The sequence below is a fragment of the Streptomyces goshikiensis genome (assembly GCF_014650555.1).
In the GTDB taxonomy this organism is placed as follows: domain Bacteria; phylum Actinomycetota; class Actinomycetes; order Streptomycetales; family Streptomycetaceae; genus Streptomyces; species Streptomyces goshikiensis.
Window position 1 is genome coordinate 1 of record NZ_BMVE01000015.1, and the last position, 26,629, is coordinate 26,629.

General features: G+C 70.6%; 30 protein-coding genes and 1 tRNA gene. 11 read left to right on the forward strand and 20 right to left on the reverse strand.

What is annotated here, in order from left to right:
* Together IE248_RS31190 and IE248_RS31195 are read right to left on the reverse strand one after the other, a co-directional pair.
* A partial coding sequence (locus tag IE248_RS31190) for a hypothetical protein (protein WP_190032392.1) occupies positions 1-581 on the reverse strand: 581 nt, incomplete at its 3' end.
* Entirely contained in the window at positions 572-1,147 is a 576-nt protein-coding gene (locus tag IE248_RS31195; protein ID WP_190032393.1) for an RNA polymerase sigma factor, read from the reverse strand. The genes IE248_RS31190 and IE248_RS31195, both read right to left, overlap by 10 nt.
* 168 nt (positions 1,148-1,315) lie before the next feature.
* On the opposite strand from IE248_RS31195, the gene IE248_RS31200 reads away from it, so the two are divergent.
* The 10 genes from IE248_RS31200 to IE248_RS31245 all read left to right on the forward strand — a co-directional run bounded on the left by IE248_RS31200 (position 1,316) and on the right by IE248_RS31245 (position 8,729).
* The gene (locus tag IE248_RS31200; protein WP_190032510.1) at positions 1,316-1,804 is read left to right on the forward strand and encodes an Asp23/Gls24 family envelope stress response protein; all 489 of its coding nucleotides are present in this window, start codon (positions 1,316-1,318) and stop codon (positions 1,802-1,804) included.
* 81 nt (positions 1,805-1,885) lie between these two features.
* On the forward strand, positions 1,886-2,053 hold the full coding sequence (locus tag IE248_RS31205; RefSeq protein ID WP_190032394.1) for a hypothetical protein: 168 nt from the start codon (positions 1,886-1,888) through the stop codon (positions 2,051-2,053).
* Complete coding sequence (locus IE248_RS31210) at positions 2,050-2,463, forward strand: Asp23/Gls24 family envelope stress response protein (protein ID WP_229895656.1); 414 nt, start codon at positions 2,050-2,052, stop codon at positions 2,461-2,463. Before IE248_RS31205 ends, IE248_RS31210 begins: the two co-directional genes overlap by 4 nt.
* 52 nt (positions 2,464-2,515) lie before the next feature.
* Positions 2,516-3,175, forward strand: a complete 660-nt coding sequence (locus IE248_RS31215; RefSeq protein WP_229895657.1) for a DUF6286 domain-containing protein — start codon at positions 2,516-2,518, stop codon at positions 3,173-3,175.
* A 30-nt stretch (positions 3,176-3,205) separates the two neighbouring features.
* Complete coding sequence (locus tag IE248_RS31220) at positions 3,206-3,814, forward strand: alkaline shock response membrane anchor protein AmaP (protein ID WP_190032395.1); 609 nt, start codon at positions 3,206-3,208, stop codon at positions 3,812-3,814.
* A 402-nt stretch (positions 3,815-4,216) separates the two neighbouring features.
* Positions 4,217-4,432, forward strand: coding sequence for a hypothetical protein (locus IE248_RS31225; protein WP_190032396.1), 216 nt, complete (start codon positions 4,217-4,219; stop codon positions 4,430-4,432).
* 99 nt (positions 4,433-4,531) lie between these two features.
* Positions 4,532-5,167 carry a transposase gene (locus IE248_RS38630; protein ID WP_190032397.1) on the forward strand — a complete coding sequence of 212 codons (636 nt, stop codon included), beginning with the start codon at positions 4,532-4,534 and terminating at the stop codon, positions 5,165-5,167.
* A gap of 324 nt (positions 5,168-5,491) precedes the next feature.
* Complete coding sequence (locus IE248_RS31235) at positions 5,492-5,836, forward strand: transposase (RefSeq protein WP_190032398.1); 345 nt, start codon at positions 5,492-5,494, stop codon at positions 5,834-5,836.
* Between the two features lie 146 nt (positions 5,837-5,982).
* The gene (locus IE248_RS31240; protein WP_190032399.1) at positions 5,983-7,239 is read left to right on the forward strand and encodes a hypothetical protein; all 1,257 of its coding nucleotides are present in this window, start codon (positions 5,983-5,985) and stop codon (positions 7,237-7,239) included.
* Positions 7,240-7,445: 206 nt separating this feature from the next.
* Positions 7,446-8,729, forward strand: a complete 1,284-nt coding sequence (locus IE248_RS31245; RefSeq protein ID WP_190032400.1) for a hypothetical protein — start codon at positions 7,446-7,448, stop codon at positions 8,727-8,729.
* Between the two features lie 220 nt (positions 8,730-8,949).
* On the opposite strand, the gene IE248_RS31250 is transcribed toward IE248_RS31245, so the two are convergent.
* The 14 genes from IE248_RS31250 to IE248_RS31315 form a co-directional block, all read right to left on the reverse strand.
* On the reverse strand, positions 8,950-9,390 hold the full coding sequence (locus tag IE248_RS31250) for a P-loop nucleotide/nucleoside kinase family protein (protein ID WP_190032401.1): 441 nt from the start codon (positions 9,388-9,390) through the stop codon (positions 8,950-8,952).
* Complete coding sequence (hemC, locus tag IE248_RS31255) at positions 9,387-10,346, reverse strand: hydroxymethylbilane synthase (protein WP_190032402.1); 960 nt, start codon at positions 10,344-10,346, stop codon at positions 9,387-9,389. Before hemC ends, IE248_RS31250 begins: the two co-directional genes overlap by 4 nt.
* 609 nt (positions 10,347-10,955) lie before the next feature.
* On the reverse strand, positions 10,956-12,329 hold the full coding sequence (locus tag IE248_RS31260) for a sialidase/neuraminidase family protein (RefSeq protein ID WP_190032403.1): 1,374 nt from the start codon (positions 12,327-12,329) through the stop codon (positions 10,956-10,958).
* 120 nt (positions 12,330-12,449) lie between these two features.
* Positions 12,450-13,115: an MOSC domain-containing protein gene (locus IE248_RS31265; RefSeq protein ID WP_190032404.1), complete on the reverse strand. Its 666-nt coding sequence runs from the start codon at positions 13,113-13,115 to the stop codon at positions 12,450-12,452.
* A 7-nt stretch (positions 13,116-13,122) separates the two neighbouring features.
* A complete protein-coding gene (locus IE248_RS31270) occupies positions 13,123-13,356 on the reverse strand; it encodes an acyl carrier protein (RefSeq protein WP_190032405.1) in 234 nt (77 codons plus the stop codon).
* Between the two features lie 2 nt (positions 13,357-13,358).
* The gene (locus IE248_RS31275) at positions 13,359-14,333 is read right to left on the reverse strand and encodes an NAD(P)H-dependent flavin oxidoreductase (RefSeq protein WP_190032406.1); all 975 of its coding nucleotides are present in this window, start codon (positions 14,331-14,333) and stop codon (positions 13,359-13,361) included.
* Complete coding sequence (locus IE248_RS31280; RefSeq protein ID WP_190032407.1) at positions 14,330-15,205, reverse strand: class-II aminoacyl-tRNA synthetase family protein; 876 nt, start codon at positions 15,203-15,205, stop codon at positions 14,330-14,332. Before IE248_RS31280 ends, IE248_RS31275 begins: the two co-directional genes overlap by 4 nt.
* Positions 15,192-16,103, reverse strand: a complete 912-nt coding sequence (locus tag IE248_RS31285) for a diiron oxygenase (RefSeq protein ID WP_190032408.1) — start codon at positions 16,101-16,103, stop codon at positions 15,192-15,194. Before IE248_RS31285 ends, IE248_RS31280 begins: the two co-directional genes overlap by 14 nt.
* Positions 16,104-16,108: 5 nt before the next feature.
* Positions 16,109-17,065, reverse strand: a complete 957-nt coding sequence (locus IE248_RS31290; protein ID WP_190032409.1) for an inositol monophosphatase family protein — start codon at positions 17,063-17,065, stop codon at positions 16,109-16,111.
* The gene (locus IE248_RS31295) at positions 17,062-18,384 is read right to left on the reverse strand and encodes an aspartate aminotransferase family protein (RefSeq protein WP_229895658.1); all 1,323 of its coding nucleotides are present in this window, start codon (positions 18,382-18,384) and stop codon (positions 17,062-17,064) included. Before IE248_RS31295 ends, IE248_RS31290 begins: the two co-directional genes overlap by 4 nt.
* A 103-nt stretch (positions 18,385-18,487) precedes the next feature.
* Positions 18,488-19,015, reverse strand: a complete 528-nt coding sequence (locus tag IE248_RS31300; protein ID WP_073795589.1) for a dioxygenase family protein — start codon at positions 19,013-19,015, stop codon at positions 18,488-18,490.
* Positions 19,016-19,250: 235 nt separating this feature from the next.
* Positions 19,251-20,252 (reverse strand): phosphotransferase family protein, encoded by a 1,002-nt coding sequence (locus tag IE248_RS31305; RefSeq protein WP_190032410.1) that lies wholly within the window; start codon positions 20,250-20,252, stop codon positions 19,251-19,253.
* A 31-nt stretch (positions 20,253-20,283) separates the two neighbouring features.
* Positions 20,284-21,228 (reverse strand): ROK family protein, encoded by a 945-nt coding sequence (locus IE248_RS31310; RefSeq protein ID WP_073795592.1) that lies wholly within the window; start codon positions 21,226-21,228, stop codon positions 20,284-20,286.
* On the reverse strand, positions 21,225-22,286 hold the full coding sequence (locus IE248_RS31315; RefSeq protein ID WP_190032411.1) for a zinc-dependent alcohol dehydrogenase: 1,062 nt from the start codon (positions 22,284-22,286) through the stop codon (positions 21,225-21,227). Before IE248_RS31315 ends, IE248_RS31310 begins: the two co-directional genes overlap by 4 nt.
* A gap of 432 nt (positions 22,287-22,718) precedes the next feature.
* On the opposite strand from IE248_RS31315, the gene IE248_RS31320 reads away from it, so the two are divergent.
* Positions 22,719-23,075 (forward strand): amphi-Trp domain-containing protein, encoded by a 357-nt coding sequence (locus tag IE248_RS31320; protein ID WP_073795595.1) that lies wholly within the window; start codon positions 22,719-22,721, stop codon positions 23,073-23,075.
* Between the two features lie 120 nt (positions 23,076-23,195).
* Here IE248_RS31320 and IE248_RS31325 read toward each other — a convergent pair.
* The 4 genes from IE248_RS31325 to IE248_RS31340 all read right to left on the reverse strand — a co-directional run bounded on the left by IE248_RS31325 (position 23,196) and on the right by IE248_RS31340 (position 26,625).
* Positions 23,196-23,269 (reverse strand) — tRNA-Met (locus IE248_RS31325).
* Between the two features lie 79 nt (positions 23,270-23,348).
* The gene (locus IE248_RS31330; protein ID WP_190032412.1) at positions 23,349-24,341 is read right to left on the reverse strand and encodes a 3-oxoacyl-ACP synthase III family protein; all 993 of its coding nucleotides are present in this window, start codon (positions 24,339-24,341) and stop codon (positions 23,349-23,351) included.
* Positions 24,338-25,300: an SDR family oxidoreductase gene (locus IE248_RS31335; RefSeq protein ID WP_190032413.1), complete on the reverse strand. Its 963-nt coding sequence runs from the start codon at positions 25,298-25,300 to the stop codon at positions 24,338-24,340. Before IE248_RS31335 ends, IE248_RS31330 begins: the two co-directional genes overlap by 4 nt.
* Positions 25,301-25,413: 113 nt before the next feature.
* Positions 25,414-26,625, reverse strand: coding sequence for a glycosyltransferase (locus tag IE248_RS31340; RefSeq protein ID WP_190032414.1), 1,212 nt, complete (start codon positions 26,623-26,625; stop codon positions 25,414-25,416).
* Positions 26,626-26,629: the final 4 nt, after the last annotated feature.

Below are 26,629 nucleotides of genomic sequence, written 5' to 3' on the forward strand. Positions count from 1 at the left end.
AGACCCAGGTCCTGTACGGCCGCGTGGAGTACCGATTGCCGTACCCGCTCCACTCGGTCGGGCAGCGGGTGGTCGAGCGCTGCGTCCAGAGTCATGGTCACCCGTACGTCGGCGCCGTCGTCCGCGGGGGTGAGCCGGCAGGTCGCGACCCTGGTGCCGTCAACCGTGTCCGCGGCCTGCCGCAGTACCTTCACGGCGGCGCTCTCGGCGAGCCTCAGGTCCCGGTCCGGGTCGGCGAGGGGCAGCAGCCGTCCGAGCCGGCTCTCTGCCCTGACCAGGTCCATGACGCGGTCGGCCAGTGCGTGCAGGCCGGGGAGGTCTTGCGTACGAAGCGCGCGGGTGGCCGCGTTCACCGTGGCCAGCCCCTCGGCCGCCTCGCTGCAGTGGGGACAGGACGCCATGTGGGGGTCCGAGGCCGGCGCGGCGTCCTGTGTCTGTTCCCAGACCCGGCTGAGCAGACGGCCACAGGGCAGTACCTCATCACCCGCGAACAGGGGTACGTCGGCCGCCGTCGGGCTGGTGGGGGTCCCGGCGGCTCGGCGCGGTCCGGAGGGCCGGGCGTGCGGGTCGTCTAGCGCCATGGGCCCATCGCCTCCTGCAGGGATCGGCGTGCTCTGAACAGTCTGCCGCGCACGGTCTGCTCACTGGTCCGTGTCACGTGGGCGATCTCCTTGTAGGGCATGCCCTGCAGTTCGCGCAGGATCCAGCAGACCCGCTGTCCGGCGTCCAGCTCGGCGAGGGCGTGGGAGAGGGCCGCGGTGGCCGCGTCCTGCTCGGCGGACCGGGCGGGCTGGGTCCACGCGTCGGCGGTCGCGGGTTCGGCGACGGTGCTCAGCGGGACGGGCGGCGTTCGGCGCCGTCGCATGGTCAGGCAGCGGTTGACGGTGATCCGGTACATCCAAGTGCGGAATTCCGCAGCGTGACGGTACTCCGGCAGCCGCCGCCAGGCGCTGAGGAAGGCGTCTTGGACGGCCTCTTCGGCATCCTGGGGGCTGCCGAGCATGCCACGGGCCAGGGTGAGGAGGGACTGGCTGTGCCGTTGGACGAGCACGGCGAAAGAGTCTTCGTCTCCCTCGGCCGCCCGTACGGCCAAGAGCCCGTCCGGCAGGCCGCCTCCAGGCTGTGGTGAGGCGCTACGTTCGGTCATGAGGCTCCCGCGGGGCACCTCGGGAAGAGCGTGCACCCTCATTACGTATCAATCACGTACATACAGCACACATCACACGTTACGTCTGTGAGAGATACGCCGCTTCGGGCGTCCAACTTCTTGAGGGGCACGACGCAGATGCCCCACCGACCCATCGAGGCGACCACCATGACGGACAACACCACCAGCGTCGGCGGGGGTATCCGGCCCGACACGGGCGAAAGCGCGCTGAAGGGCCGCACCGGGGCGGGGGCTCCGGCCGAGACACGGGGGAAGACCACCATCGCGGACGGCGTGGTGACCAAGATCGCGGGCATGGCCGCACGCGAAGTACCCGGTATTCACAGCATGGGAGCCGGGATGGCCCGCGCCCTCGGCGCCGTGCGGGAACGCGTCCCCGGCACGGGTGCGGGCCAAGGTGCCACGCGCGGGGTGAAGGCCGAAGTCGGCGAGCGTCAGGCCGCGCTGGACCTGGACATCGTCGTCGACTACGGCATCTCCATCGTCGACGTCGCCAGCGACGTCCGCACCAACGTGATCAGCGCCGTGGAACGGATGACGGGCCTGCAGGTCGTCGAGGTGAACATCGCCGTCGACGACGTCCACCTCCCCGACGAGGAGGAAGAAGCCGAACCGGACGAGAGCCGCGTGAGCTGACCGATCGCCGTGACCACGCCCATGCCCCGGGCAGAGCAGACCTCACACAGGCGATCACTCCGTGAGACGGGTGAGTACATCATGAACGCAGCGACAGCGGGCCTCGCGGCCGGCATGGCTCTGGGCTTCGCCGGCTACTTCGGCGGCTTCTGGGCATTCCTGCTGGTTCTCGTTCTGGGTGCGGCGGGTATGGTCGCCGGCCTTGCCGTACAGGGCGACCTCGACCTCCACACACGGAGGCAGCGGTGAACACCCGGCCCGGCTCCCAGCCCCTGGGCGAAGGGCTGGGGCCGCCGGGGCGTGCCGCCGGCCTGCCGCCTCCGGCTGAGCGCGGCGCCACCGTCATCCCGGACAGGGTGGTCGCCCGTATCGCCGCTCAGGCCGCGCGCACGGCGCAGGCCAGGCGCGCCCCCATGCCGCCCGACCGCGGCAAACCGGACGCGCCCGGCGTCTCCGCCGCCATCCGTACCGGATCGGTGCGCCTGCACCTGGACATGGACCTTCCCTACCCCATCGACATCTCCCACGTCTGCGAGGAGATCCAGCACGACGTCGCCGAACGGGTGGCTCAGCTGACCGGCCTGGAAGTGGGAGCGGTCGCCCTCACCGTGCGACGACTGGTGACCGCGGCAGGCCCGGGGCGAGAGCGGGTCCAGTAAGCCGGCGCACTGCCGGCTCCACCGGTCGCGCCACGCAGGAAGGAGGACCGCGATGACATCCGACCCCCACACTTCCGCCCCCAGCGGCGCGCCACCCACGCTCCGCACCACCGCGCCGCTCACCAAGACATCCCCTCCACCGGACCCGGTAGCGGGCGAGCACGACCAATGGCACCGGACCCACCGCCCGTGGTCCGCGCGTCGCCTCCCGGCCGCGCTGGTCGCCGCGGTGATTCTCGTGGCGGCGGGCGCGGCGCTGGTCGACGTCGTCGCCGTACGGGCGGGACGCCCCGCGGCAGCCTGGCGACGGCACCTGACGGGCGAACTGGGCACCCGCCCCGTGGACGACGTGTGGATGCTCACGGGAGCCGCCGTGGCCACCGCCGTCGGCCTCTGGCTGATCGTCCTGGCCCTCACCCCCGGCCTCCGCCACCAGCTGCCCCTGCGCACCCCCACTCCCGGAGTGCGAGCCTGCCTGGACCGCGACGGCGCCGCCGACCTGCTGCGCGACGCCGCCATGCAGGTCCCGGGAGTCAGTACGGCTCGCATCCGGGTGCGCCGCCACCGCGTCAAGGCCCGCGCGGACGTCCGATTCCGCGACCTCCAGCAGGTCAAGGACGACCTCACTGCCGTCCTCCACGAGGAACGCGACCGGCTCGCCCTCGCCCGCCCTCCCCGCATCGTCGTACGGGTGCGGCGACGCACCGACTGAGCGACATCCCCCCGCACCGGAGCCCACATCATGACGCCGCGAACCGTACTCAACCGCAGTCTGCTCGCCATCGCCGGACTGGTACTGCTCGGCGGCGGTCTGCTGATCCTCTTCGCCGGGCTCGACATCTACCGGCGACAGGCTCTGGACCCGCCCGCCGACTGGCCTCTGACCCGACCGGACGACGTCCTGCTCGGCTCCGCCGACCGCGCCCACTGGAGCAGTCAGGGCTGGTGGTGGTGGCCCGCGGTCATCGCCGCCCTCGCCCTTGCCGCCCTGCTCGCCCTGTGGTGGCTGCTCGACCAAATGCGCCGACGCCGCCCCGGAGCCCTGCCCGTCGGCGGCACGCCCCCACAGGAAGGCGTGGAACTGAGCGGCCGCGCGCTCAGCGACGCCATCGCCGCCGACGCCGGCGCCCTGCCGGGCGTCGAGCACGCGGCCGTACACATCACCGGCCGGCCCACCCACCCCCGCACCCGCGTCAAGCTCACTCTCACCCCCCAGGGAACACCCGGCGCCACCCTCAACGCCCTGTGCCAAGGCCCGCTCCCTACCGCTCGACGGTCCACCGGCTCACCCGACTCGCCCACCGAGATCCGCCTGCAGGTCGCCCGCCACAAACCACACCGCGCGCAGTAGGGCATGACGGGCACGGGCACCAGCCGTCCTTGCCCGGCCCCCTCCTGTCGCATCCATGGCAGGCCCAGCGTCGTGGGCTCTCCAGGTCCTGGCTCCCTATCGAAACGAGACCCACGATCGAAACGAGACCCACGTGAGCAGCCCGACCGGTGGCGGAGGGCAAGAGGAGAACTACACGGCTGGCTATACCGCGCTCAAGGGGTTCCTGGCCCAGGTTCACGTTCACCTCATGGCCAGGCGTAGGGACCGCCTGGAGTACTGGCGACTGGCCGCACTGGCCGGCCGACCCTGGCGGCATGTCCACGCCCTGCACCCCCGGGTACGGGGATGTCAGGGAGGTGCTGCTGGACGGGACCGTGGGGGCTGAGGGAGGCGCGGTTTTCCTGCAGGTTCAATACGAGCATGGACGATGCGTTGTGGAGCAAGCTGTCGGTCGAGGCGGGAGTGGAGGTGGACGAACTGATCACCGCTGGTCGCAATGTGCAGGCCCTCAAGGTGATGCGTGAGCACATCGGTCTGCCGGGGCCGGCCCTCTGGGACTGTGTTGAGGCGCTGCAGGAGCGTGCGGATGTCCTGGAGGTATCAGGGCCGATGAGGAGTCGCGCCAGTTCGGATTGATCTCGCGGCTGCGAGACCAGTCCAGTGAGCCAGGTCAGAGCCGGCCAGCTTCGGGTCCTCTGACCGTACTCCAGCCGCTGCCCGTTGGCGTCAGTCACCGTGTCGCTGACCGGCCGGAACCGCAACGATGCCAGCCGGCTGATGCCGCTGCTGCGGAAGATTCTGCCGGTCACCGGCCTGTTGGGGCGTCCTCGCGGATGCTCCGACACGCTCCTGACCCACCGCGGCTACGAAAACGACAACTACCGCCGGCTGGTCTGGGCGACCGGCGTCGAACCCGTGATCGCCCGCCGTGGCGTCCCGCACGGATCAGCACTCGGAATCCACCGGTGGGTTGTCGAGCGGACGATCGCCTGGTTCCACGGCTTCCGTCGGCTCCGGACTCGATGGGAACGACGCGAAGACATCCACGAAGCCTTCCTCGGCCTGTCGTACGTGCCGGCCGTGGCGTCGCTGAGCTCAACCGTCACGCCATCGACGGCGAACGTGCTTGGGGGTTCGAGTCTCACCTGCCCGCAGGTTCTTCGCGGACACCTTACGCGCTGGATGGTCGAGGCCAGTTCTGGTCACGCAAATCGGCGACGGTCAGGCCATCCTCGTCGAATCCGCGCTATCGAGCAGGGCTGGCTGGCCGGCCTGCCCGCTCCGCAGGCCGTGATCGTTACAGCCCGTCGACTTCGACGGGCTGACCGCCTGCCAGGAGCGTCAGATAGGCGAGCAGCAGGCAGCCGGTAGTGGTGCGCCGTCGGCATCTGGGTGATTGCCCCGTCGGCTCGGCGCGGCGGACATCCGACATGACACCGTTTGTTGTCAACTGTCGGAGCCTTGGTCGCCCCAGGAAGGGCGGCTGCGGCTCACCGCCCCTCGTCCCCGGGGCTTGCCGTCACGTCGCCGGCTCCGGGGCGGGGAGAGCGGGTTCCGAAGAGGGCTTCGCCGCGACACCACATGCCAGGCCCACCCAGTCCTCTCCCATCCCTGCCTACCCGAGGCGGCGGAAACGTGTCGCCCCGCTGCTACCTGAACGTCCTTCTCGGCGGTACCGATCCGGGACATCAGTCGATGGACGATCGTGCGGCGTTGCGGGCCATCGTTTACGTGCTGTGCAAGAGCGTGAGCTGGCGTGACGTTCCCGCCGAGCAGGTCGGCTGCAGTGGTGTGACGACCTGCCGGCGGCTGCGGGACTGGATGACCGAGGCCGGGGCGTGGCCCCGTCTGCACGAGGTCTTCATGGCGGGCGGAACCGCGGGCGGCAGGGTGACCTGGACGACGCGGCGATCGACGCTTCGCACGTCAGGGCCCTCAAAGGGGGCTGACACCGGACCTTCGCCGGTCGGCCACGCCACCCGGGCAGTAAGCCCCACCTCATCGTCGACCGCCACGGCACCCCACTCGTCGTCTCCCTGACCAGCGGCAACAGACACGTTCGCGAGCCCTGCTCGTACTGCGGCACCACCCACGAGGTCTATGCCCGGACCGCCGATGGCGGGGCGCTCTGCCCTCCTTGCAGCCGGCGCCGGGAACCGTGCAGCATCTGCGCGAACCTTCGATACGTGTCCAGCCGCACGCCTGACGACCGGCCGCTCTGCGGGCGCTGCTTCCGCAAGAGCCCGTTGTCCTTCCGCGAATGTGTCGAGTGCGGCGACACCAGTCGACTCCACCACTTCGGGCTTTGCCCGAAGTGCGCCGCGCCGCGGCAGCTGCGCTCTCTCCTCACCGGACCGGACGGCGAAGTCCGCCCGGAACTCGTGCCCGTCCTGACCGCCCTGGCCGCCAGTAATCCCCACTCCCTGCTCATTCGGTTACGGAACCCCGGAACCCCCCTTCTCCTCCGGGCATCGGCAGCTGAGAGCGGACCCGTCACCCACGAAGTACTCGACCGCCTTCCACAGCCCCGTTCGATCCGTTACCTCCGCGCCGCTCTGGTATCGACAGGCGTACTGGCCGAACGTAACGAACTCCTGATCCGCTTTGAGGAATGGGTCAACAGCGTCGTGGAGGAGGTCCAGGAGCCCGAGGAACGCCAGGTCATCAGGGCGTTCACCGCGTGGTTCTATCTGCGACGTCTTCGGCGGCGCTCCCCCCGGCGCCACCCAATAACCAGCGGTGGATACAACTTCATGAGATACGAAATCCGGGCCGCCATCCGCTTGCTCGCATGGCTTCGAGAGCGCGGGGCGAGCCTGGAAACATGCACACAGAGCGACATCGATCAGTGGCTGAGCTCCGAGGAATCCGGCAGATACGCCATCCGGAACTTCCTCGTCTGGGTCGTCAGCCGCGGACACGCCCACAACATCACAGCGCCCACACACACCACCTCGCGCGGCCAGGAAATGCTCGCTGAAGTCGATCAACGATGGGACCTGAGCCGCCGCCTTCTCCACGACACAACCATCGCCACCACGGACCGGGTCGCCGGCTGCCTCGTTCTTCTCTACGGCCAGTCCTGCGCTCGCATCGCGGCCCTGACCACCTCGCACGTCACCAAGACTCACGATGGGGTCCAGCTATGGCTCGGGAGGAAGCCACTCGAAATACCGGAACCCCTGGCCGGCCTCGTTCCAGAACTCGTTGGCACGCGCCAGGGGCACGCCGTGGTGGGCCACACGGACAGCACACCCTGGCTGTTCCCCGGCGCATTCCCCGAACGCCCTATGGACGGCGTCTCCATCACGGCCCGGTTGAACCGCATCGGGATCAAAGCTCGAGCCGGACGCAACACCGCACTCATGGAACTGGCCGGCGAACTCCCAGCCGTCGTCCTCAGCGGTCTCCTGGGCATCCACATCAACACCGCCACGCTCTGAGCCCAGGAAGCAGGCAACACTCGCCCGGGATACGCGGCAGAGGTGGCACGAAGGGAACTCCGCAAGAACCGACAGGCCAGTGACCGGTATACCCCGGGGAAGTGGTGTCACACCCATCATGACAGGTCAGAAGGCGTTTTCGTAGGACTAACGGCACAGGCGACCAGCCTTGTCCGGTCCTCTCCGGGGCACCCAGAATCTCCGTTATGAATCACTCGGGGAAAGTCGATCAGGACGACATAGTGCGGGCGCGGAATGTGCTGCTCGCGTCGGGACACCGCACGCCGCGCGAGGAAGTCGACGCCTATCGGGTGCTCGCCCAGGTCAGCCCCGCCTCGTACTTGCCGCTCCTGGCCAGGGCGCTGCAACGTCTGAGTTACGACACCAGCACCGGTAAGAAGCATGTAGCCAGTCTCGCGCTGTGCGAGGAGGCGGTGGCCGTGGCGCGGTCCATCGATCCGACCGAACCTTCCCGTGCAGATGCTCTGTACAGGGCCCTCGACAGTTGCCAAAGCGAGCTGTATGGCCTGGGTCGTCGTGCCGAAGGGCTCGCTATGCGCGCCGAGATGCTCGACATTGGCCGTGCTCAGGCCGAACTCTCCGGAGACCCCGTGGTCAAGGGGCTGCACAAGTGGGCTGCCGGTCTTTCCGAGGCAGGCCGATACACCGAGGCTGCCGATGCCATGACCGAGTTGGTCGCGGCGATCCTGCCTAACGGGCCTGGCAGTGGGGGTCTCGCCTGGACACTCATGGAGTGGATCGCCGCTCTCCATGACGCCGGCCGGTCCGGCGAAACGCTCGCCGCGTTCGAGACACTCGTCAGCATGGAAGCTGACGAAGCCGCGAACGATCGCGGCTCGATGGCCTGCCATCTCTATTCGCTCATCGGGTACGCGCTCATACTCGATACCTACGGCCGGGGGGAGCAGGCAGCCCTCGTGCGGCAAGAGGCACTCGCCTTGCTGACGGAGTTGGCCGATACCGGTGAGCGGAAGTCCTGGAGTGGCTATCAGGCGACGTTCTGGGCGGTACTGCTGTCCTTTTCCGGCGCCGAAAGCGATCGGCCTGCGCCCGATGGACCGTGTCCGCCTTCGGGGGCGGCGCCCATGCCCTGGTCGCCCGTTGGCAAGCGGCGCTACTTCGACAGCCGTCATGCCCTCCGAGAAGAGGTGGACGCCATGGCTCCGCGAGCCGCCGAGGATCCGGACCAGCATCTGGCCGAACTTGTTCGGCTGCACCGGGTCCTGACCGTCCGCTCTGCCGTGTACTGGGAGAATCGCACCCACCTGTTCGCGGAGCGGGTGCGCTCCTTGTTCGACGACGGAGTGGGCCTGGCCCGTCGGCTGTCTCAGCACGACCCGGTAGACGGAACGCGAACACTGGCCAGGATCCTGATCGACCGATCGACCTTCCACACCGCCGCGCACGAGTTCAGGGCCGCCCTCGATGACTTCCGCGAAGCCCTCAGCTACCTGGGGGAGGCCAACTAACCCGAGCCGGCCAATGTCCGCCCCAGGACTCGTACGCACGAGCAGCTCGCGCATGCTGTGGAAGGCCGGCCATTCCGCAATTTCGAATAGCCCGGGTTACCAGTACGTGCTGGCATTTGCTGAGCTCCCAAGGGGTGAGCCGGTAGGTTGGCGCTCGGTCAGGCGAGGGGCCGGGCTGCGGCCTTGAGGAGCTGGAAGGCGATGAATCCGGGCTGTCGGCTCAGTCTCTCGTATTCGGTTGTGTATGTCGGTCGGTCGGGCATTGAGGCGGCGGGTAGGCGGCGGATCGGTGTTCGACGAGCCGGCCAACAGCGAAGCTGCTCAGCCTGACCGCCGCGTAGACGCTGCATGGCGGATCGCAAGCCAGACTGAGGCCGGTCGATGGTGGCTGCCACAGCCGGCCCGGCCGGTTTTTGCGCGGCCGCAATCCGTGATCCGACACCACGTCCACGCCCTCCGCTACCAGCTCAACCAGGCGCCCCTGGAGCTCGGCGACGACCGGGGCTTCCTTCTCGAAATATGTGTTCTTCGGGTAGTCCAGCCCATACCGGCCGCACCTGTCGTGCACCACCTCGTCCACCGACAGCCGTACCGAACCGGCGGGTTCGAGTACCTGCCTGGAGTAGGTCGTCTGCCCGCACCCAGCCTGAGGCTCGGTCATGCGGGTCGTCCGAGGAGCCGTGCTGCCCCGGCGCCGAGGAGTTGTCGGCCCGCATCCTGCCCGACAGCGGAGGGCGTCGTCGCGGGACCGGATGCGCTGGCGCGCAGAGGGGTGCCGCCGGCCGGGTCGAGGACGGCCGCGTGCACGGTGACGACTCCCGACACCGCATCGAGGGTGGCGTGAGCGGAGGCCGCGGTCAGGCACCCGCCGTGCAGCGTGGCGAGCGCGGCCCGCTCGGCGTCGAGCAGGATCCGGGTGGGGGCATGAGTGAGAGCGGCGAGCAGCCCTCCGGTGGCGGGGTCGTCGGATCGGTGCTCGACGATCACGGTCCCCGCGCCGGCCGCGGGCAGCCACACGGCGGGGTCGAGGATCTCGGAGGCCCGGTCCTCGTGGCCGAGCCGGCGCAGGCCGGCCAGAGCGGCGATCATGACGTCCGCGCCGAGCCTTCCCTCGTCGAGTGCGCGCAGCCGGCTGTCGGCGTTGCCGCGGATCGGTACCTGTACGAGCGTGGGGTGGAGGGCTTTGAGAAGGGCTGACCGGCGGGGTGCGCTGGTCCCGACCCGGGTGCCGGGCGGTAGTTCGGCGAGCGTGGTCGCGGGGTGTCCGGTCGGGAGCACGAGGACGTCGCGGGTGTCCTCTCGGGGCAGGACCGCTGCGATGACGATGCCGGGGGAGCGGTCGTGGGGGCCGGGCACGTCCTTGGCGCACGCGATCGTGGCCTGGACGCGGCCGTCGAGGAGGTACCGGTCCGCGTTGCGGGTGAAGGCGCCCTTGCCGCCGATCGCCGAGAGCGGGCCACCGTGCCGGTCGCCTTCGGAGACGATCTCGACGATGTCGAGGACCACCTGCGGGTACCGGGCCCGGAAGACGTCGGCGAAGCGCCCGGTCTGTTCGAGAGCCATGGGGCTGGGCCGGGTACCCAGCCGGACGGTGGTGAGGTCGGTTGCGCTGGTCATCAGGGTCGGACTCCATGGGCGGTTGCGAGGTGGTCGGGCAGGAGGGATGAGCGAGGGCGGCGTGGAGGGCCGCGTCCGCTGTCAGGGGGCTGGTGCCTATGACGTGGCTGTCGGCGTGCACCCATGTTTCGGCGGCAGCGGCGTAGTCCGCCGCCCGCCGCCGCCGGTACGTGCGTACGGCCTCGCCGCGGGCGTCGTCGCAGCGGGTCGCCGGTCTCCTCCGGGTCGACCATCACCGAACCGGGCGGCACTTGGTGCCGTCCGGCCGCCAGGGTGTTCTTCCCGCTGCCGAAGCCCCGTTGATCCAGATGACCACTGCCCGTCGCGCCTCCCTTGTGCCGCGTTCCGTCCAACGGTAGGGCCGGCGACCTCGTCACGGCCGGCCGGCCGATCACGATGCGGCGGTCGCTCCTCTCGTGCGGGGTCAGGGGTGCCTGCGGGCATCACCGTCAGCCGGGGCTTGGCCCGCTCCCGCCGTCCGGCCGCTGTGCAAGAACCGGCCGGCAGGTGGCGCGAGACGGAAAGGCCAGTGGGAGCTGCTGCCTGTTCCCCACTGCCGCGAGCGGCTCCGCGCAGGGAGCGGTCTTGCCCCGGCCGCTTGGGCCGGTCTCAGTCGGCGACGGAGCTCGGGTCGTCGAGTTCGTGCAGTCCCGCGGGGTCCTCGTCGGTCACTACCTCCCCTGCCGAGGTGACGTAGCGCTGGGCGTGGCCCCGGTGGACGCAGAGGAGTTGGTCGTGGGTTCCGACCCGGTCCCGGTACACGGCGAGCGCCGGACCGTACTTGCTGCTGTGCCCCGGCATCTCCGTGTCCGTGCTCCACCCGGCGCCGTCGAAGGCGGACCACCACAGCTGCTGGCGCGCGGGGTCGCGGTGGACGCACATCAGCTTGCCGTCGAAGACCGCCAGGCCGATGTTGCTCCGAGTACGGTGCCCCGGCAGGGCGCCCTCGGAGGTCCAGCCGGCGTCGCGCAGCCGGCTCCAGTGGATGGCCCCGTCCTTGGGGTTGCCGTGCAGCAGGTGGAGGGTGCCGTCGTACACGGCGAGCGCCGGGGACCTCGTGGTGGCGCAGCCGGGAACGGGCTCGGGGGTTGTCCAGCTGCGGCCGTCCCGGCTGGTGGTGACCATGATCCGCTGAGCGGCGTCAGCGTAGGCGAGGTGGAGCGCGTCACGAAAGGCGACCAGCGCCGGTCCGTAGACGCTCTCGGCATTCGGGACCGGCCGGTCGGGCATCCAGGCACTGCCGTCGTAGGAGGTCAGCGCGATGCCCCAGTCGCCCGAGCCGCCGCGGTGCGCGCAGTACAGCCGGTCCTGGAACACGGCCAGGGCCGGGCTGCCCAGGGTGTGGTGGGCGGCAAGCGACCGGTTGTCGGACCAGTTGCCGTCCGCGTGGTGCGCGGTCCACCACAGGGAGGGGTTGTCGCCCCGGCCCTGGTAGACGCAGTACAGGTCATCGCGGAAGACGGCCAGGGCAGGGGCTTCGGAGGCGTAATGGGCCGTGAACGGTGCGTCGGCTCCCCAGCTCGCGCCCGGTGTGAACACGCTGAACCAGAGGCCGGTCGCGCGCGGCGGTGCGTCAAGGGCCATGGGGGTGAGGAGAGTGGGCGCGGACCACGGTGAAAGCAGCTCGCACCCGGCACCCAGGGCGGCCGACCGGATCTGCTCGGCCCGACCGGTCAGTGCCGCGCCGACGGCTCCTGCGACTTCCGCGGGCAGGGCCCCGGCGAGCACCTTCGCCACCAGGTCGCGGAAGGCGCTGGCGGACGGTCCGGCGCCGTCGAGGTCCGCGAGGCGGTCCGCGGCCCGTTGGTCGAGAAGGAGGGCGAAGCCCCACTCCAACAGGCGGACGGAGACAGCCGTCCCCGCCGCGGCGAGCTCCTTGGAGGCCGCTTCCGCGCGTTCTACGGCCTTGGCCGAGGGTGCGTCCGCACCGAAATCCGGTGCCGTGCCGCCTGTCCGCCCGGGGGCGGCGCCTTCGATCGCCATGCTGTCTTCCTGTCTGCAGGGCTACGGCCGGGCGGTTCGCCCTGCGCGCGGGGCGCGGGTGAGCCGTCCGGATCCGCAGGCATGGGTGCTTGGTCTGTTCCCGGCCACAGGTGCGCCGGCTTACGGGTTCCCCCGCCCTTCACGAGGCGTCCCGGTGCGGACGGGGAGCCGGTCGAGGGCCGTCGTCGGCAAAGGTGATGTGGGTCCGTCGTGCACACCCGCCGGCACGGCGAGCGGCGGTGGTTCGGCGCCGGCGGGGATGCGGACGCGCTCGGGATCCTCGAATGGCAGCGGGAGGATCCAGTCGCCCGCCTGGATGATCCCGCCGCGGAGCACCTCGGCCCGCAGTCCGCCGCGGTGCAGCAGGCCGCGGATCAGGCCGGGGCGGACCAGCTGTTCGAGGCGGGCGCAGGGTTCGCTGAGTTTGAGACCGCGCAGGATCACCGCGCCGATCCGGAACTCGCGGCCCACCAGCGGGTTCAGCCGTATGTCGCGGCAGACGAGGTTGCGCCGGCATTCGGCGGGGGTGAGAGTGATGCCGTGTTCGCGGGCCAGGGCTTCGAGGGCCTCGGCCTCGATGAGGGTGACGTCGCAGACTCCGGACGACCGGCCGGTGCCCCGGAGGCGGGGCCGGGGGCCCTCGCCCGCCCAGTAGTTGCGGTCTCCTGCCAGGCCGTGGCCTGCCACCGCGTGGGCCTGTGCGACGCGGAAGGTGGGGTCGCCGGTGCGCGCGGCAAGGTGCAGGGAGATGACCCGACCGGGTCCGGGTTGCGCTTCCTGTGCCATGGACGGTTCACCCCTTCAGGAAGTGGTGCGTGAGGGAGCGAAGCGTGCGGAACTGGTCCACGTCGATCTGGTCGAGCTGCAGTTCCCGCCCGATCAGGTCCTCCAGCAGCAGAACGAACTCCATGAAGCCGAGTGAGTCGATCAGCCGGTTCTCGATCAGGTCGAGGTCCTCCGGTATCTCGTCGACGGTCGGGTTGCGTTCGAGCAGCCAGTCCACGACCGGCTTGGTCACGTCGTCCATGGTCATCGCTCCTCGCGGGCCTTGTCGTACTCCTGGCTGATCCGGGCGACGGTGACGGCGGCCCGCTGCTGGGCGGTGACGCGGGTGCAGGACCTGCCGCAGTACATGGCCATCTCGTCAATGCGGCCAGTGGTTCCGTTCCCCGGCGCAGCCGCGCTGTAGCGCGGTACCGGGTGCTCCCTCCCGTCCACCCGGGTGGTGGCTATGAAGAGGGCCGGGGCGCGTTGGCCGGCGGCGGTGAGGGGGTTGCGCAGGACGCGGTGCGGGCGGTGCGGCCAGCCGATGTCGAACAGGGAGGTGACGAGGGTGTCGTCGGCCACGGCCTCGACCACCCGCCGTTTGAACTCCGGGTGCGCGGTGGATTCTTCGGCCGGGACGAACAGGGTTCCGGCCATGGCTCCGTCCGCGCCTCGGGCCACGGCGTCCGCGAGGTCACCTCCGGTGGCGATCCCGCCCGCGACGGCCAGTACCGCGTGCGGGTAGCGGGCCCGGACGTCGGCCAGCAGGAGGCCCACGGGCAGCCGGCCGAGCAGGTGACCGCCGGCTTCGGTGCCCTGGAGGACCAGGACGTCCGCGCCTCGTTCGAGGGCGGTGCCCGCGTCCGCGAGGGTGCCGACCTGGATCACCAGCGGGTGCCCGGCGGCCCGAACGGACTGGACCGCGTCGGCGTCGGGCAACCCGAAGGAGGTGACGAAGGCACCCCGGGGCAGTTCGGGCAGGACGGCCCGGAGCTGCTCCAGGCAGGCGGCGGGACCGGTGACCTCGGGGACCACGTTCACGCCGAACGGGCGGCTGGTGGCAGCCACCACCTCACGGACCAGCCGGGCGGCTCGTGCGGGCGGTTCCTTGTACAGCGCGAGGGTGCCGCCCGCTCCGGCCCGGGACACCGCGGCGCACAGCCCGGGCCCGGCGACGGCGCCCATTCCGGCTTGCAGCAGCGGCAGCGCGAGGCCGAGCCGGACTGCCAGCCGGGTCACGAGCGTTCCCCCCACCGCCGTACCGCGCGGTGCGCGGCCGCCAGGTCCCCCTCGAAGAGGTCACCCAGGGCATGCACCCATCGCTCCAGGCCGAAGGCGACGCAGCCGGTGAAGGCGGGGCGGCCCGCGTGGTGGATGGCACGGCGCTCGCCGAAGAAGTTGCGGTGGTTGTTGGTGGAGGCAACGGCGGTGCCGTCGATGTGCAGGTACTCGTCCTTCACCGGGGCCAGCACCTGCATGACCGAGCGGGAGCCGTCCTTCTCGAAGAACGGGTCGGTGGCGGGCTGTCGGTCCAGGGTGAGGCCGAGGGCCTCGCCGAAGGAGGCGATCCGATCCTGGTGCCGGTCGAGGTGGGCCCGTACGGCTTCGGCGGAGCCGACGCACACGATCTCCCGCATGGTGAAACCCCAGAGCCGGCGCAGCCCGTCGTGGTGGTCCTCGTTGCGGTAGCACTGCGCGACGGTGCTGATCAGGACGGGAGCGTCGGCGCTGGTGCCGGAGAGGTGCAGGAAGCAGCCGTAGCAGGCCGCGGAGGGCAGCAGGTGGGTGGCATCGGCCAGGTCCGCCGCGGACAGGGCGGTGGCCGAGGGCCCGGCCGCGGCGTGGGCGGCCAGTCGGTCGGCGCGGATGCGGGTGACCGGGTTGCCCAGGTGCGGGAAGTTGCGGAAGTAGTCGAGAGTCCGCAGTTCGTCGGCCCGTAGCAGCGGTGGGTAGCTCTGCTGCCGGGCTCCGGCCTCCGTGCCCCAGCGGGTGAACACCGCGTCCAGGGCGCCCTTGAGCAGGACGGCGGGTTCGTCGAGGGTGGCCAGCCCGTCCCGGACCGACCAGGTGGTCCCTGTCTCGCCCTCGGCCGTGGGGTCAGCGATGGTCATCGAACACCCCGATCCGATTGAGGAAGCCGGTCGTCTTGTGCAGGACCTTGGCGTGCGCGGCCTGTCGGGCAGGGTGGGCGAGCAGCCGCCGGCGCAGCGCGAAGCCGTCCGGGAGCCCTGCGTCGCGGTAGGCGGCCGGGTTGTAGAGGGACTCGATGCTGGTGGTGAGGTAGCGGCCGAGGTAGCCGCGCAGTTCGTGCCGGGCCGCCTCGTCCAGACCGCGGTCGAGGAGCCGCTCCCACAGCAGGTGCACGAGGCGGCAGCCGAAGGCTATGTGCCGGGATTCGTCCTGGTGGTGCAGCCGGTTGATGTGCCGGACGGTCGGGTGCAGGCGGCGGTCGGCGGCCAGTTGGACGTTGTAGTGGTCCACGATCTGCTCGAAGACCAGGATCCGGGCGAAGACCAGGAAGTTCTCGATGTCCGGGTCGCGCGGGGCCTCGGGCAGCTTGACCGACTTGTCGGGGTAGATCTTGCCGGCGTACTTGAGGCAGAAGGTGGCGAAGAACCACATGTGGTCGTTCTCCTCACCGATGAAGTGATGGAAGAACTCGGAGGGGAGTTCGAAGCCGGGCGTGTGGACGCGCCGGGTGACCTCGATGAGCAGTTCGCGGATGCCGTGCACGTTGAGGCTGTAGAAGTTGACGCTCTCCCACCGGCTCAGGGCCTGGAGCTGGGCGGTGCTCAGTTCGTCCATCAGCTCGGTGCCGTGGAGGGAGAGCAGTTCGGGGGACATCCACAGCTCATCGGTGGGGATCGTGGCCGGCCAGTCAAAAGTGGTGAAGGGGTTGTAGTAGTCGGCAGTGGCCTTGTCGGAGAGCCGGTCGAGCAAGGTCCGGAACTCGGTGTCGTCCGCCGTCGCGGTGGCCGCGCGGGCGGGCGGGGTGTTCGGGGGGCACATGGACGTCACTCCTTCCAGCGGATCGTCGACAACAAGGCGCGGTGGAGTTCGGGGGTGGAAGCGGCCACGCAGGAACGCTGGTTGGCGATGCTCAGGTCGGTCAGGACGGTGTTGCCGAGCGGTTGTCCGTATGCGTCGGTGATGACCGCCCCGGCCCGCTCGGCGAGGAAGACGGCCGCCGCGATGTCGTAGGGGAACAGGTGCAGGACCCGGCCGTTGCCGACGCGTTCGAACTCGGACAGCAGCGCCGGATCGTCGCGCAGCAGCCGGTTGCCGATGTCGACGTAGGCGTCGAGCTGGCCTGTGAGCACCCGGGAGATGGACCAGGTCGCGCTGTTGAAGACGAAGACCCCGCCGGTGTTGGCCGAGCGGTCGATGAGGTGGCCGTACGCCTCGGTCATCAGATGGGCCGGGTGGCCGTTGAATTCCAGTGACCAGAGCATCCGCGCGGGGTCGGTGGTGCGGGTCAGCGCCGGGACGGGATGGTCGTAGCCGTACGCGGTGATGCCGGGCGTCACCCGGTCCCCGTAGAGGTAGGCGCCCGTGCGCAGCTCCATCAGAATCGCGTGTTCGACGTCGGCGATGCGTGGGCACTGCGACATGCGGGCGACGGCGACCGAGACGGTGGCCGACTCCAGGCCGGCGACGGCGGGCCGGGTGCCGTCGATGGGGTCGACGACCAGCAGGTGGGCGGGGTCCGTGCCGTGGTACTGCAGGCCGCGGTCCTCGGAGTAGACGGCGACCGGCAGATCGTGGTCGGCGACGTACTTCCAGGTGGCCGCCTCCGCGATGTCGTCGAGGCCGAACTGGGCGTCACCGCCCGGCGAGTGGCCCCGGACCAGCCGGCTGGCCGAGCTGTGCTGGGCTGCCAGTACGGCCTCACGGACGGCCGTGGCGAGGCCGGTCACATACCGCCGCACGGCCGTGGCCCCCGAGGGACCGCTGTGCTCGCGGCCGTTCATGCGGCGGCCTCGGCGGCGAAGAGGGCTTCGATCCGGTCGCAGAGCAGATCGGCCTCTGCGCGGGTGAGGATCAGCGGCGGGCGGATCTTGATCACGTTGCCCCGGCCGTAGCGGGACGTCCGCAGGATCAGTCCGTGTTCCATGCCGCGCCGGGCCAGGGTCTGGGCCCGCTCGCTGTGCGGGCGTCCCCGGTCGTCACCGATCTCGATCCCGATCATCAGGCCGAGGCCGCGCACGTCCACGACGGCGGGGTGGCGGGCGGCCAGCGCGCGCAGCCTTTCCATGATGTGGGCGCCGACCTCCCGGACGTTCTCCAGGAAGCCGGGGCGGCCGATCACGTCGAGGGTGGTGGCCGCCGCCGCGGCGGCGAGGACGTTGCCGCCGTAGGTGAAGGAGTGGTGGTCGGCGCTGAGCCCGGACATCCGCTCGTCGGCGACGATGGCCGCGATCTGGGCTCCGGAGCCGCCGAGGCCCTTGGCGGTGGTCAGGATGTCGGGCCGGACCCCGTAGTGCTCTGCGGCGAACATCCGGCCGACCCGGCCTATGCCGGTCTGGATCTCGTCGAAGATGAGGACGATGCCCCGTTCGTCGCACAGGGCGCGCAACGCGGGCAGGTAGCCGTCGGGGGGCACGATGTTGCCGCCGCTGCCCGAGACCGGTTCGACGACCACGCAGGCGACGCTGCCGGAGCTGGCGTGGTCGAGGAAGTCGTTGATGCGCTCGACGCAGAGCATGCCGCAGCTGTCGGGGCCCGCCTGGCGGTAGAAGCAGCGCAGGCAGTAGGGGTCGGGGACCTGGAGCACGCCGGGCATCAGGTGAGGGAAAGGAGCCTTGCGGAAGGACTCGCCCGACATGGTGGTCGTCATCATGGTCTGCCCGTGGTGGCTGCGGAACAGAGTGACGACATCACGGCGGCCGGTGGCGACCTGCGCCATCTTGACCGCGCCCTCGTTGGCGGTGGAGCCGCCCGAGACTTTGAGGTGCACCTTGGTCAGGTTCGGCGGGGTGACCTCGATCAGCCGCCGTACGAGCTCGTTGACGGGCGCGGTCTGGAAGCTCGACGTGGTGTGCACCAGCCGTTCGACCTGCTCGCGCATGGTCTTGACCACCTCGGGGTGCCCGTAGCCGAGGCTCAGATTGAAAGTGCCGGAAGCGCAGTCGAGATACGCGTTACCGTCGGTGTCATACAGGTAAACGCCCTCGCCGTGGTCCATCTCGTACGCGCTGACCGGGTAGTACAGGTGCTTCTGCGCGTAGCTCAGGGCATCGCTTCGTGTGTCACCCCGGGCACCGCTCTGGACGCGCATGAGGTCGGCCATGTGACTCCTGTCGACTTCTGTCCGCGGACACGGCGGACGGCGAATATCGATATATCCAAGCCGTGAAATGAAGCGCTTCCCTCGGCATTGCGGGGGTGTGAGTTCACACGTCCAGGACGAAGGTGAACGCTGCGTCCCAACCCTCGGGCGTCTCCCGTACATCCATCAGACATTCTGGCCGGAAATACTTGTCGAGGTGGTTTCGGCGTTCGCCGGGGAAATACAGCATCGTGGTCAGCACGGCTCCGCCGGGCGGCTGCACCTTCACGTGCACATGCCGCGTCCGTCCCGGATACATGGCGGGCAGGACCGTCTCCAGCCGCCACCGTCCCTCGGCGTCCGCGAACTGATGGCCGCGCAGTCGAAAGCCGTCGTCGTCGTAGACCCCGGCGTCCCCGACCTGCCAGAAGTCGAGCAAGGTGCCGCCGATCGGTTTCCCTTCGGGGGTGCGCACGGCGCCGTGCAGCAACATCGGGACACCCTCGTCCACATCGCCCCGAAAGCTGGTCCTGAGCGGTGTGTCGGGCTTGTAGTACGGCCCTTCTCGCAGGGCGGGCGTGGGAGGTGTCCCATTGCACCGAACGGTCGGCGTGAGCGTCTTCACGGCATATTCCGGACTTCCGATCTCCACGGCGAAACTCTCCCTCGGTCAAAGGGTCTTTCACGTCGGTCCAGGCACGTTAACCGGAATTTTCGATGTTGAAAAGAAGGCCGTGTGACACCTCTCGGCCTTTTTTGGACGTCTATTGGCAGAATTCCACGGCCGACGCGGACAGCGGTTGTCTCCTGGGAATGGGGCGACGCCCGCGACGCCCGGGCCGGATGGGAAAGCGGGGACGACCGGAGACGGATGAGGTCGTAAGGAGTCAGCACCGGTCGGTGGCGGATCGCCGTAGTACGGCGCGTGCGCGGGCGAAGTAGGCCGAGTCGGGTGGAGCGGTGAGGATGTCCGCGAGCGCGAAGAGGTCAAGTGTCCGGCTGAGCCGCAGCCAGTCCGCGGGTAGCCGGCCGTTCCCGCCTCGGAAGCCATCGACGAAGCCCGCGGTGAAGGCGGGCGGATATTCGTGGGCGAAGCGCAGCATGTTCCCGACGTCGAAGAGCGGGGAGCCGCTGAAGGCGAGCTCCCAGTCGAGCACCGCGGCCACCGCCCACTGCCCCGCCAGCCGCCGCATCAGGACGTTCTTCGGGTTGAAGTCGCCGTGCACCAGGCTTTGTTCACCCGCCACGGCGGCAAGTGCCACAGGCCCGCGGCGGGCCAGGGCACGCAGCATGGCCGAGTCCGCCCCGCTCAGCGGCCCGTCCGATGCCCCCGTGACCAGACAGTGGTCGACGAAACCGGGCAGGTCGCTCAACGTGTCTGCGCCGTCCGGGGCCGGCACCAGCGAGGAGTCGCCGAAGACACCTGGACGGAGCAGTTCGACCCGGCCGATCCCCGCAAGCACCGCGCCGACGGCCCGGCCCAGGGCCCGCGCCTCGCCGCTCGCCGGACCATCCGCGAGTACCTGGCTGAGCAGGATCCCCTCCACGAACCGGTAGAGCAGGGTGGGGCGGCCGGTGGCGCGACCCTGCGGATCGGCCGCGACCACCGCGGTCACGGGGACGGCACGGGCCGCCGCCCGGCCGAGGACGGCGATCTCCACCGCACACGTGTTGCGCGGGAACCGGCTGATGCAAGGCCGGTGGTGTCGCAGCACGTAGCGCTCCGCGCCCGCGGCGTCGGGGCGGCGGATGGTGAGCAGGGACATGTCGTTGGTGAACCCGCCGGACAGCGGGTCCACCTCGTGGATCAGGGCCCCGGGCAGGGCGTGCCGGGTCAGCCAGGTGTGCGTTGCCGGGTCCAGGAGACCTACTGGACGAGGGTGCGTCATACCGGCCAGCCTGCCCGGCCCGGGGCCGCGCTCATGCGCCCGTTCCCCCCGATGGCCCAGTTCCGGGCGACGGCCGTGCGGAGGCGGCCGCCCCGGCCGCCAGGACCAGTCCGCCGGCCGGTCCGGCGAGCCGGCCCAACTGGGCCGGGACCACGAAATCCTCGGCCGAATGCTCGGGCAGCCCCGGGTAGCCGGCCAAGGTCGCGGTCAGCTCGGTGCGGAGCAGTGGAAAGAGGCCGGGGAACGCGGCGACGCCGCCGCCGATCACGATCCGCTGGGGGGCGGTCGTGTAGACGATGTTGCGTATCCCCGCGGCCAGGTAGGCCGCCTCCATCCGCAGCGCCTCGGACAGTACGTCCCCGGTCAGTTCTTCGGCAGGAGCCCCCCAGCGGGCCCCCATCGCCTCGCCACCCGCCAGGCCCTCCCAGCAGTCGCCGTGGAAGGGACAGGAGCCGGGGAAGGTGTCGCTCGCGATCCGAGGCACTGTGAGGTGGCCCATCTCGGTGTGGATCAGGCCCCTGACCACCTTGCCGCCGATCACGGCACCGCCGCCGATCCCGGTGCCGACAGTGAGGTAGACGTAGGTGTCCAAGCCCCGCGCGGCACCCCAACGGCCCTCGCCGAGGGCTGCGCCGTTGACGTCGGTGTCGATGCTCACCGGTACTCCGAGCGCGTCAGCGAAGGGACCGGCGACGTCCACCCCGGACCAACCGGGTTTGGGGGTGGCGGCCAGGTGGCCGAACCTGGCATGGCCCGGCCGCAATTCGAGGGGCCCGAAGGACGCGATGCCGATCGCGTCCAGCGGGCCCGATGTGGCGGCCGCCTCCCGGAAGAAGTCGATGGCCCGAGCCAGGGTAGGGCCCGGTCGGCCGGTCGGGATCCGGGTCTCGGCCTCGATCCGGTCCGGGGCCGAGCCGACCAGACAGACGAATTTGGACCCGCCGGACTCGATCGAGCCGAGCCGAGGTGCGCTCATACGCCCACCGGCCAGCCGTCGTCGCCGAACGGACCGGAGTGCGAACGGATGACGACCTTGAGCGCGTCGTAGCGCGGTGGCCGTTCGGTGCCGCTGTCCCCGCTGTCCCCGCTGTCCCCGTCGCCCAGGGTGAGGCCGCCGAGCGCGGTGAACGCCTCCGAGTAGCGTTCGAGCGGGAACTCGTGCGTCACCAGCCGGTCCAGAAGCGTGCCGGTCCCCCTGCCGGGTCGCTGTGGGGCGCCGAGTTCGGCGGCCAGGTTCACGGCGACGGGGAAAGTGTCGGCCCGGTAGTCCCCGGCGCCGATCAGACGGATGCCCCGGTTGGTGAGCCGGAGCGGGCGCAGCGGCACGGAGTAGGCGTCGTCGAAGCCCATCACGACCACCCGGCCGCCGTCGTCGACCAGGCGGAGCGCCGCGTCCAGTCCGGTGCCCGTGGTGTCGAAGACGACGGACGGACGCTCCTCGCCCCATGCCTTCGCCACGGCTTCGACCGGGTCCGCTCCGGCCACGTCCACCACGTGCGCGAAGTGTTCTCGGGCCCGCTCCAGCCGGTAGCCGTCCGGTTCGGCGAGGGTGACCCGGCGCGCCTGGCGGCCGGCGACCAGTGCGGTCAGCATGCCGATCGGGCCCGCGCCGAGGACCACCACGGTGTCGCCGAAGGTGACGGACGCGGCCTCGACGTTGTTCAGGACACAAGCGAGGGGCTCGATCAGAACCGCGCTGCGAAAGGGCAGCCCGGCGGGAACCCGCTCGACGAAACGCTCCGGCAGCGTCACGGCCTCCGCGTATGTGCCGTCCCGGTCGACACCGACCTCGGTCCCCGCCTTGTGACGGCAGAAGTTGGTGGCTCCTCGAAGGCACGGTGAGCACCAGCCGCAGTACAACGTCGGATTGACCACCACCCGGTCCCCGACCCCGACCGAACGCACCTGCGGCCCGGTCTCCCGCACGACACCCACCGACTCGTGTCCAAGCACGGTACCCGGGCGGGCCGGGAACCGCCCGAGCAGGATCTTGCGGTCCGTTCCGCAGACTCCCGTACCGACGATCTCCACCACGACGTCGTCATCGTGCGCAAGCTGTGCGGCTGGTCTGTCCTGCAGTTCGGCGGAGCCTGGACCCAGATAGACGAGAGCGCGCACGAGACCTCCCCATTGGTGTTCGGAAGGCGACGCTAACGCAGCTGAATGTGACCGGATAGGACACCTATGAGCCATTTCGGAGCCCGAACGGTCGTCTCGTCTCCGAGCTGTCCCCCTCACGCACGGGGTAGATACACCGCTCCAGAGGCCGCCCCACGCATCGCGGGCAAGGTGGATCTCGCTGGCCAGCCGCCTCGGGACCGGCCGAGGGCGGGGCTACGGAGTCCCTCTTTTGGGCTCTGGTGGTGTGAGGGCTCGTGTCGGGGGCCCCGGCGATCAAGATGTCCGATCCGGCGCAGGGCCTCACAATGAGCGCTGTATGTCCTCTATGCCGGATCGGAGACACGGATGAAGGACCTCACGTTCGAGGTGAAGCGCTCGCTGTCGCGCCTTGAGGCGGCAGATCAGCTCGCAGCCCTCGCAGCCGCGCTGAGGGAGGGCGAGGAGGCCGAACTGGAACTCGGTGCGGCGACGCTCGGCCTGCGGATTCCCGACGAGCTCCGCTGTGAGCTGGAGGTCGAGATCGGTGACGGCCAGATCGAGCTGGAGATCGAGCTCAAGTGGCCGATCTCGGCGCCGGGCCGGAAGGCGGCGTCATCCTCGGCGGCCACGGCCGCTGAGGAGCGGCCCGTACGGAAGGGCAGCGCGACCACAGAACCCAGTCGGCGCAGGAGCGCGAAGCGGTCCCCGAAGAAGGCTCCCTGAGCCGACGGCGGGACCGGCGAGCGCGCGGTCCGCGATGGCGACGTACGGCAACGACTGCCCGACGTGCCGGAATATGGCAGAAGGGCCCGGATCCATCAGGATCCGGGCCCTTCTGTGCAGTAGCGGGGACAGGATTTGAACCTGCGACCTCTGGGTTATGAGCCCAGCGAGCTACCGAGCTGCTCCACCCCGCGTCGGTAACTCCACTCTACGGCACCACGACCTCCGCTCGATACCAGTCCGCCCGCCACCGGGTGGCCGGGACGTGGAGTGTCACCAGCGCAGCAGCATCACCGCGCCGCTGGCTCCACTCGCGAGGCCGAACAGGGCGACGGCGTCGCCGGGGGCCAGGCGGCGGTCGCGGACTGCTTGAGCGAGTTGGAGGGGCAGGGTCGCGGCGGCGGCGTTCCCCGTGTGGGGGAAGGTCGGGATGATCTGCGCGGGGTCGATGTCCATGCGGGCGCGGAAGGCGTCCACGAAGGGCTGGGACGGCTGATGGACGCAGACGAGGTCGAGTTCGCGGACGTCCACGTCCTGTTCCTTGAGCCACTGGGCTGCCTGGGCGTCCAGTCCGGTGAAGGAGGCCAGGAGCGCGTCGGAGTCGACATGGAGGCCTTGGGGCTGGCCAGGGGCGTGATGGGGGTCGTAGAGGGTGGCCGCGGGCCAGCTCGTGGAGTTGGCCAGGAACACGGAGCCGGTGATGCCCGGGACGGGCGAGGCCTCCACCAGGAGGGCTGCGCCCACATCGGCGCCGGTCAGGGAGGTGAGTCCGGTGCGCAGCCGGCTCCGGTCCAGCTCCCAGCGGGAGAGGCGGCTGAGGGTTTCCCCGCACGTGATCAGGACACGGCGGTGCTGGCCCGTGCGGATCAGGGCGTCGGCGACCTGGAGGGCGTTGATGACCCCGTTGCAGGCGTTGCCGATGTCGAAGGCGGGACAGGACAGACCTGTCTTCGCCGCGACGATGTGGGCGTTGGCGGGTTCACGGACATCGGCGCTGACGGCCGCGAAGAGGAGCAGGTCGATGTCGGTGGGGCGAAGGCGCGCGGTGTTCAGGAGCCTGGTTGCGGCGCGAGCGGCGAGGTCGGACGGCAGGTCCGCGGGGTTCGCGAGAGCGCGCTCGCGGAGGCCGAAGGCGCGCTGTATCAGGCCGGGAGGGAGTGCGAGCGAGGGGCTGTGCCGGCGCAGGCGTTGTTCGATCTCGCAGGCGCTCTGGCGTCCGGTGGGCAGGTGGACCGAGGCGTGGGTGATGCGGCTGTAGGCGTTCACGCCCTCTCCTTCGCATCACGGGAGGGCCGGCGCGGGCCCCGGCCGGGCGGGGGTACCGGTGATGGGACGGCCGCGGGGGTACGGGGCAGGCCGGTGACGGCGTGCTTGAGACGGTCCGTCCACGCCAGCGGCAGCAAGGTGTGGAGCGGGACCAGGAGACGCGCGTCGCGCCCGACGACGTAGCGCGCTCGTGGCCGGCGGGCCGTCAGGCACGTCTCGACGGTGCGTGCCACCGGCTCAGGGCCGGGCACCCGACGGTCCACGGACGCGAACAGGCGGGCCGTGGCCTCGTATCCGGGACTGCCGGGGCCGCGGAACGCGTCGAGGTCGGTCAGAGCACGGCCGAGCATGGGGGTGGCGAACGCGCCGGGCTCGACCAGGCAGACGCGGACACCGAGGTGGGCCGCCTCCACGCGCAGGCAGTGCGTGAGCGCGGAGAGGGCGTGCTTGCCCGCGCTGTACCAGGCGCCCATCGGCCACGGAACACGGCCCAGACCCGACGAGATGTTCACGATCCGGCCCCCGCCGCGGGCGGCCATGCCCGGCAGGACCATCCGGCACAGCCTGGCCGGACCCAGCAGATTCACCTCCAGCAGATACCGGGCCTGCTCGTCACCGATATCGGCCAGGGCACCCGCCCGCGGGATGCCGGCGTTGTTCACCAGTGCCCACGGCCCGCCTCCGGTCATCTCCGAGACCGTGCCCAGCGCCGTGTGGCAGGACTGCGCGCACGCCACGTCCAACTGCACGGTGCGCAGAGCCAGGCCACGCTCAGCAGCGTCCGCCTCCAGCTGCCGGGCCTTGCCCTGGTCGCGTGCTCCGGCGATCACATCCCAGCCCGCGCTCGCCAGACGGAACACGATCACCCGGCCGAACCCGCCCGTCGCCCCCGTCACCAGCACACTGCGCCCGCCCGACGGCACGACCACGCCCCACACCCTTCTCAGCCCTGCCCTCATGCCGTAGCCACCCGGCCACGCCCCTTACGGGGGACAACGACACCTCCCCGTCGAAGATGTGGTCCCGGGGCGCCGGGCCACACGGCGGGCTCGTCATCGGCGTCCAGCTGTGCTCACTTCGCCAGACGTCGTACGGCCGTCACCACGCTGCCCGCGGCGTCCTCCGTTGACATGTGCCGCGCGGCGGCGGTGGCCGCCTTCGCGTGAGCCGGATCCCGTACGGCGGTGACGAGCGCGTGGGTGAGGCGGTCGGCGGTCAGGGACCGGAATGGGATGGGGGCCGGTGCCGCGCCGATCGCGGCGAGCCGCGCGGCCCAGAAGGGCTGGTCAGCGGCGATCGGTACCGTGACGGACGGGATCCCGGCGCGGGCTGCCGCCGCCGTGGTGCCGGCTCCGGCGTGGTGGACGACGGCGGCCAGCCACGGGAAGAGCGGGCCGTGCGGTACGTCGCCGATGGTCAGGATGTCGTCCCCGTCCGCGACGAGCCCGGCGCTGCCCGACTGGAGCACCCCTCGCAGCCCGGCTCGCCGCAGGGCCTGCACGGCGATCTCGCTCAGGCGTTCCCCATGGCCGGCGGCCATGCTGCCGAAGCCGACGAGCACCGGTGGCGGTCCGGCCGCCAGGAAGTTCTCCAGCTCTGCGGGAAGCCGGCGGCCCGCGTCGAAGTACGGCCACCAGGAGCCGGTCACCGCCAGATGGGCCCTCCAGTCGGACGGGCGAGGCACCAGCGCTGTGCTGAAGCCGTGCAGGACGGGCCAGCCGGCCCGGTCCTGCCGCCGGCGCATGCGTGTGGCGGTGAGCGGCGGCAGCTGAAGGCGTTCGCGTAGTCGTGCCACCGCCGGCTCATAGACCCGGTCCGTCATGCGACGGGCGAAGCGCCCGGCGGCGCGGTTGCCGAACCGGCCCAGCGAGCGGGCTCCCATGACGGTCGGGGCGAAGTCACCGGTCGGGGCGGTGGGTTGCAGGTACACGCCCATGCTCGGAATCCCGGTCGCCTCGGTGACGTGCCAGCCGAGCGGGGCGGTGGTGGCCGACAGCAGAAGCAGGTCCGTGCCCGCGTCCACGGCATCGGCGAACCCCTCTCCCAGGCCCGTGACGAACGCGGCGGCGGCCCGCAGCAGCGCGCTCTTGCCTTGGACGTCACCGTGTTCCCGGGGGTCCGCGGGCAGCGGCCGGAACTCCAGCCCCGCTTCTTCGGCCAGGGGCGCGAACGACTCGGTGGCGGCGAGTGCGACCTCGTATCCGGCGTCCCGCAAGGCGGCACCCAGCCCGGTGTAGGGCGCGACGTCACCGCGTGATCCGGCCGTGGCGATCAGGATTCTCATGGGT